The following is a 6,168-nucleotide window of genomic DNA, read 5'->3' as shown; positions in this document are numbered from 1 at the left end:
CCCGCAGACGGCTCCGCCCGCGCCGCGGGGCGTCCACATCGCCTGGGCGAAGCTCGAGCGGGCACGCCCCGCCCCCTCAGCCGGGGTCACCCAGACCGGCGCGGCGGTGGCGTCGCCGCCGGCGCCCGCTCCCGCGCCGGGCGTGGAGAGGAAGGCGGAACCAGAGGTCCCGGCCCCCCGAACGGGGAGCCGGGACCGCGGGCTCGAGGAGGCCTACGACGACGGGACCCGGCTCAACGCGTTGGGCCGGCTCGCGGCGGTCGTCGTCACGCTCGGACTCGGGTGGGCGCTCGCCTTCGCGCTCACCATCTGGATCATCGCGCGGCTCGTGTCCTGACCCTACTCGAAGGGGTCGAAGGACCAGGGCACCGGCGCCGCTTCCTCCCGGCTCGGATGTCCCAGGGCCCCCACCCTCACGGCCGAGTAGGCGACGACGAGGAGCGCGAGCGCGAGCAGCATCGGCACGGTCCGCGACGGGGACCGCGCATCCACGGGCGCCGCGGCGACCGGTCCGGGCGAGGGCGACGTCGCGATCGGCTCGAACTTCCCCTCTCCCACCGAGGGGATGCCTGAGGCGTCCGAGACGGGACGTCCGGCCACTCCCGTCCCCAGGGCCCGGGCGGCGTTGAGACGTCCGAACCCGTACTCGTCGTCGGGCCCCGGGGGGCCCAGGTCGTCGGCGGTGCGCAGGATGCGGTCCACCGTCCGCTCATTGCTCAACCCGGTGGACATGAGCAGGGCGGCGACACCGGCCGCGTGCGGCGCAGCCTGCGACGTCCCCGACCCGATCGCGTACACGGCGTTGTTGCGAGGGTCCTCGGCGTCCCAGAAGGTGCTGATCACCTTCTCGCCGGGCGCCACGACGTTCGCGCCCCGGTTCGAGAAGGTGGCTCTGCGGTCCCGGTCGTCGGTGGCCCCCACCGAGATCACGTTCGGACCCTCCGCCGGGTAGTCGCTGAACGGGAGCGCCTCGTTCCCGGCCGCCGCGACCACGACGGCCCCGCCGACCCAGGCCTCGCGGATCGCGTCCCTGATCTGCCTGGAGGACGACCCGCCCTGCACGTCCATGTCGGTCAGGCTCAGGTTGATGACGAGCGCCATCCGGCGCTGGGCGGCCTGTAGGAGCGCGTGTCGTATCGCCGCCGCCACGTCGGACTCCACGCCGGTCCCGTCCGTGTCGAGCACACGCAGAGGCATGATCTTCGCTCCGGGAGCCACCCCCTCCACGCCGAGCCCGTTGCCGGATTCGGCGGCCGCGATGCCCGCGACGTGCGTACCGTGCCCGTTGGCGTCCATCGGGTGGTCGTCGTCGTCGACGAAGTCGCGCCCGGGGAGCAGCTGGTTGCGGAGGTCCTCGTGGTTGAGGTTCACGCCCGTGTCGAGCACCGCGATGATGACGCCTGCCCCGCGCGCCGCGTTCAGCGCGGTCGTGAGTGATATCCGGTCGAGGCCGTACTGGTCGCTGCGCAGGGGATCGCCGGCGGCGAGCACGGCTGGGCTGGTGGCGATCGTGACGATGGCCGCCAGCGCGGCCCACCGCCCGCACCGCCCCCGCATGGTCAGATGCCGCGTCTCAGCCGCAGGTACACCACGGTCGCGGCCGCGCCGGTCAGCAGGACGCCGGCGACCAAGGCGTTCGCCAGACCGGACCGCCGGGGGGTCTCGCGCTCGCCGACGGCGACGGGGGCGTCCTCAGTCGATGCGGTGGCGTCCGGCGAGGGCTGTGCCTCCTCCGACGGCCCGGGCGTCTCGGGGTCGGGAGCCGCGGCGACGCCGGGCTGCGACGGGCTCGAACCTGTCCGCGGTGCCGGCGTGGCACGGGTCGTGCCGCCTCCCGCCGTCTGTCGCGGCGCGCCTCCTCCCGGAGGGGGCGCCCCCTGCTGCGCGGCCGGACGGGGCACGGCCGCGGCCGCATCGATCCGTCCGGACCCGCAGGTGATGCATCCGCTCACGGGCTGGGCCGTCGACCGCAGCCTGTCCACCGCCTGCTGCGGCGTCATCCCCTGCGCACGCAGGAGGGCCACGGCTCCCGCCACGTACGGGGTGGCCATGGAGGTGCCGCTCGCGGTCGCCCACCGGCCCTCCGACCACGTCGACACGATCGCGACACCCGGCGCCATCAGCCCCCAGCGGGCGTCGCTGACATCGTTGGAGAAGGAGGCGCGGCGGTCGCCCTGGTCCGTCGCGCCGACGACGATCCCGTTCAGGTTCCGATATCCCGACGGGAAGAGCAGCGCCATGTTGTCGTTGCCGGAGGCGACGACGGGGACGGACCCCTTCGACCATGCGTAGTTCACGGCCGAGTCCAGGGAGGACGTGCCGGTGACCGCGCTCAGCCTGACCTGCTCGCCCAGGGACAGGTTCACCACGTGCGCGCCGTTGTCCACCGCCCACCTGATCCCCGCGTCGACGTCGGAGAGCCGGCCGGTGGCCGTCATCCTGCCCTGGGAGTCGCGCTCCGCCTTCAGGACCCGCACCGGCATCACCTTCGCCCGCGGCGCGGTCCCGGCCACGCCTTGGCCGTTGTCCGTCACCGCCGCCGCGATCCCCGCCACGTGGCTCCCGTGGCCGTGGTCGTCGGAGGGCGGCTGTCCGGGCTCGACGAAGTTGCGGCCCCCGACGAGGTTGGCGGCCAGGTCGGGATGCGAGAGGTCCACCCCGGTATCGACCACCGCGATCACGATGCCGGCGCCCGTGCTCCCGCCCCAGGCCGTCGGCCCCCCTATCTTCTGGAGCCCCCACTGGTCCTTCAGCATGGGGTCGTTCGCCGCCAGGGCCGCTGGACCCATCAGGGCCGCGGCCAGGACCAGCAGGGTGCCGAAGGCGCGCGCTCGCATGGGTCGTGGTCTCGTTTCATAGTACAAACGCTTCCGCCCACCGGAAGGTTCCCGCCGCGACCGGACATCGCCTAACCGGCTGTTGTTACGATCGCGTCGATCCGGGGGAGGTCGTCGTACACGAGCGGAAGGGAGGGTGGACCGTGGCCGATCTGCGCCTGGGCGAGGTGATGACACCGGACCCGTTGACCACGGCACCGGGCACGACGTTGGCGGAGGCCGCCTCGGCGATGCGCGAGCGCAAGGTTGGTTCGATCGTCGTCGTCGACGGCTCGGAGGTCGTGGGGATCCTCACCGAGCGCGACCTCGTGCGCGCGACCGGGTCGGGGGCCCACCCCACCGACGAGCGCGTGGACGGCTGGATGACCTCGACCCCCGTCACGATGCAGCCGACCGACGACATCACCCACGCCCTCGACCAGATGTTCGAGCGCAGCTTCCGCCACATCCCGGTCGTCGACGAGGGGGGCGCCCTCGTGGGGATCGTGTCCCTCCGTCAGCTGATAGGCGTGGCCAAGCTGCGCAAGGTCGACCCGTGGTCGCCCGGCACCGGCAAGGGCCTGGAGAACATCACGGTCGCCGAGACGGAGCTCTCCTACATCGACGGACAGGCCGGGCGCCTCATATATCGCGGGTACGACGCGGTGGAGCTGGCCAAGTCGAAGTCGTTCACCGACGTATGGCACCTCCTGCTCTACGGCGACCTCCCGACCGACGACTCGTTCGCGCGGCGGACCGCCGAGCTGCGCGCCGCTCCCCTGGACACGCAGACCCTGCGGGATCTCGCCCGCTCGGGAGGGACCTTCATGAGCACGCTGCAGGCGGCTATCTCGGCCGCCGGCGCGGCGTGGATGCTGCAGCCATGGCTCGACGACGACCCCGCCAAGGCCGAGGAGTCCTGCCTGCGGCTGGGCGCCATCGTGCCCACGCTCGTGGCCGCGCTCCACCGCCTCGAGCAGGGCGAGGACCCGATCGAACCCGACCCCAACCTCTCCCACGCCGCCAACTACCTGTGGATGATGCACGGCGAGAAGCCCACGAACGAGCAGGTGCTCGCGACGGACCGGTACCTCATCCTGACCGCCGAGCACGGCATGAACGCGTCGACGTTCACCGGACGCGTCATCTCCTCCACCGGGGCGGATGTCGGGTCGGCGGTGGCCGGCGCGGCGGGGGCGCTGTCCGGACCGCTTCACGGTGGGGCCCCGTCGCTCGTCCTGAACATGCTCGACGAGATCGGCGCGCCGGAGCGGGCCGGGGAGTGGATCACGAACGCCGTCCAGACCGGGAAGCGGATCATGGGCTTCGGCCACCGCGTCTACAAGGCGGAGGACCCGCGGGCGGCGTGCCTGCGCGAGACGGCGATCGAGCTCGAGAGCGAGCGGGTAGCCCTCGCGAAGGCCGTCGAGGCGACGACGCTGGAGACCCTCCGGGCCGCCAAGCCCGGCCGGGCCCTCTACACGAACGTCGAGTTCTGGTCAGCGGTGGTGCTCGAGCGAGCGGGGATCCCCAGGAAGCTGTTCACCCCGACCTTCGCCGTGTCGCGCACGATCGGCTGGACCGCCCACATCCTCGAGCAGGTGCGGGACAACCGGCTGATCCGGCCTACGGCGGATTACGTCGGCCCCTGGGACCGCAAGGTCTAGGCCGACCAGATACGCCGGCGCTTCGTCTTCGGCAGGAACAGCTCCTGGTGGTCGCGCAGCGACTCCAGGCAGCGTCCAGCGCCTAGGACCACCGTCTCGAGCGCGTTGTCGGCCGTGTGGACGGTGATGTCGGTCTCCTGGTGCAGGCGGCGGTCCAGGCCCTGGAGCAGCGCACCCCCTCCGGTGAGGTGGATGCCGCGGCGGATGATGTCCGTGGACAGCTCCGGGGGCGTCTCGGCGAGAGCGTCCTTCACGGCGTCGACGATGGCCGTGACCGGCTCGTCGATCGCGTTGCGGAGCTCCTCCGACGAGATGACGACGGTCCGCGGGAGCCCGACCGCGAGATCGCGGCCCCGGATCTCCGCCCGCAGCTCGGCGTGCAGCGGGTAGGCGGAGCCGATCGCGATCTTCAACGCCTCCGCCGTCCGCTCTCCGATCGCGAGCGTGTACTCCTTGCGCACGTAGTTCATGATCGCGGCGTCGATGTCGAACCCGCCGATGCGGATGGCCTTGGCGACGACCACGCCGCCGAGGGAGATGAGCGCGATCTCGGAGGTGCCGCCCCCGATGTCCACGACGAAGTTGCCGGCCGGCTCGTGGATCGGGAGCTCGGCCCCGATCGCCGCCGCCACCGGCTCCTCGACGAGGTAGGCGGCTCGGGCTCCCGCCTTGAGGGCGGCCTCCTCGACCGCGCGTCGTTCCACCTCGGTGATCGCGGAGGGGACCGAGATCACGACGTTGGGACGGGGGAACCGGCCCGTGCCCACCTTGGCGAACAGGAGACGGATCATGCGCTGCGTGACGTCGAAGTCGTCGATGGCGCCCCGGCGCAACGGCCGGGTGGCGACGATGTAGCCGGGGGTGCGCCCGATCATCCGCCAGGCCTCGTGTCCGACCGCGAGCACGCCTTGGGTCCGGGTGTTCAGCGCGATCACCGTCGGTTCCGAGTAGACGATCCCACGCCCCTCGGTGAACACGAGCGTGTTCGCCGTCCCGAGGTCGATCGCTATATCCCTCACGCCGGCCTCCGGCGCGGCGCCTTCCGTTGGGCGGGTTGCGCGGGGCGTCCGGACGGGTGCTCGTGCCTGGCCCGGGCCCGGGAGACCTGACGGTCGGTCTCGGCGGCGTGGAAGATCTTGTGCAGCGCGCGGCGCGTGCGCCGGAAGTGGCGGACGCTCTGCTTCAGCCCGCTGCGCCGCCTCTCCCGCCACGACATGAGGAGGAGGCCGGCGACGAAGACGGCGATGCCGGCGACCAGGAACATGAGCCCACCGGCCGTGCTCATGGGGTTCATGTGTTCGCGACCCACCTCGTCTCGGCGCCCGCGACCTCGCGCTTCCAGATCGGGGCCCGCTCCTTCAGGGCGTCTATGGCCCACCGGCAGGCGTCGAACGCCTCGGCCCTGTGCGCGGACGAGACGGCCACGACGACGCTCGCCTCCCCCGGCGCGACCGGACCGGTCCGGTGCCCTATCCACGCGCGCTCAGCCCCGAACCGCTCGAGCGCCTCTGCGGCGATCGCTTCGAGCTCGGCTCCCACGCGCTCCGGCCAGACCTCGTACTCGAGCATCTCTATGGGGCGTCCCCCGTCGGGAGACCGGACCGACCCCACGAACAGGGCCGTACCCCCACACCCGGGCGACCCCACGAAGGCGAGCGCGTCCGAGGCGTCGAGGACGCCCGGAC

The 6,168-nt window shown here is 72.4% G+C and carries 7 protein-coding genes; 2 read left to right on the top strand and 5 right to left on the bottom strand.

The window, feature by feature from the left end; genetic code table 11:
* The coding region (locus VM840_09915; protein HVL81894.1) for a hypothetical protein at positions 1 to 337 on the top strand (337 nt) is incomplete at its 5' end.
* A 2-nt stretch (positions 338 to 339) separates the two neighbouring features.
* Here VM840_09915 and VM840_09910 read toward each other — a convergent pair.
* Together VM840_09910 and VM840_09905 are read right to left on the bottom strand one after the other, a co-directional pair.
* Complete coding sequence (locus VM840_09910) at positions 340 to 1,557, bottom strand: S8 family serine peptidase (GenBank protein ID HVL81893.1); 1,218 nt, start codon at positions 1,555 to 1,557, stop codon at positions 340 to 342.
* A gap of 2 nt (positions 1,558 to 1,559) precedes the next feature.
* Positions 1,560 to 2,837: a S8 family serine peptidase gene (locus VM840_09905; GenBank protein HVL81892.1), complete on the bottom strand. Its 1,278-nt coding sequence runs from the start codon at positions 2,835 to 2,837 to the stop codon at positions 1,560 to 1,562.
* 143 nt (positions 2,838 to 2,980) lie between these two features.
* Here VM840_09905 and VM840_09900 point away from each other — a divergent pair, with 143 nt between their 5' ends.
* Positions 2,981 to 4,483 carry a citrate synthase gene (locus VM840_09900; protein ID HVL81891.1) on the top strand — a complete coding sequence of 501 codons (1,503 nt, stop codon included), beginning with the start codon at positions 2,981 to 2,983 and terminating at the stop codon, positions 4,481 to 4,483.
* Here the strand turns inward: VM840_09900 and VM840_09895 are convergent.
* The 3 genes from VM840_09895 to VM840_09885 all read right to left on the bottom strand — a co-directional run.
* Positions 4,480 to 5,502 carry a rod shape-determining protein gene (locus tag VM840_09895; protein ID HVL81890.1) on the bottom strand — a complete coding sequence of 341 codons (1,023 nt, stop codon included), beginning with the start codon at positions 5,500 to 5,502 and terminating at the stop codon, positions 4,480 to 4,482. The two genes, VM840_09900 and VM840_09895, sit on opposite strands and share 4 nt — an antisense overlap.
* Positions 5,499 to 5,777 carry a hypothetical protein gene (locus tag VM840_09890; protein ID HVL81889.1) on the bottom strand — a complete coding sequence of 93 codons (279 nt, stop codon included), beginning with the start codon at positions 5,775 to 5,777 and terminating at the stop codon, positions 5,499 to 5,501. The genes VM840_09895 and VM840_09890 overlap by 4 nt, the downstream gene beginning before the upstream one ends.
* The coding region (locus VM840_09885; GenBank protein ID HVL81888.1) for a molybdenum cofactor biosynthesis protein MoaE at positions 5,774 to 6,168 on the bottom strand (395 nt) is incomplete at its 5' end. The genes VM840_09885 and VM840_09890, both read right to left, overlap by 4 nt.

The sequence above is a fragment of the Actinomycetota bacterium genome (genome assembly GCA_035540895.1).
Classification (GTDB): domain Bacteria; phylum Actinomycetota; class JAICYB01; order JAICYB01; family JAICYB01; genus DATLFR01.
The sequence above is the reverse complement of the archived record's forward strand: the minus strand, read 5'-3'. Positions and strand labels throughout refer to the sequence as shown.

What these genes read in the sequence shown, in the direction of transcription:
- VM840_09890 (HVL81889.1), bottom strand. Translation starts at nt 5,777, where the DNA reads ATGAACCCCATGAGCACGGCCGGTGGGCTCATGTTCCTGGTCGCCGGC.
- VM840_09905 (HVL81892.1), bottom strand. Translation starts at nt 2,837, where the DNA reads ATGCGAGCGCGCGCCTTCGGCACCCTGCTGGTCCTGGCCGCGGCCCTG.
- VM840_09910 (HVL81893.1), bottom strand. Translation starts at nt 1,557, where the DNA reads ATGCGGGGGCGGTGCGGGCGGTGGGCCGCGCTGGCGGCCATCGTCACG.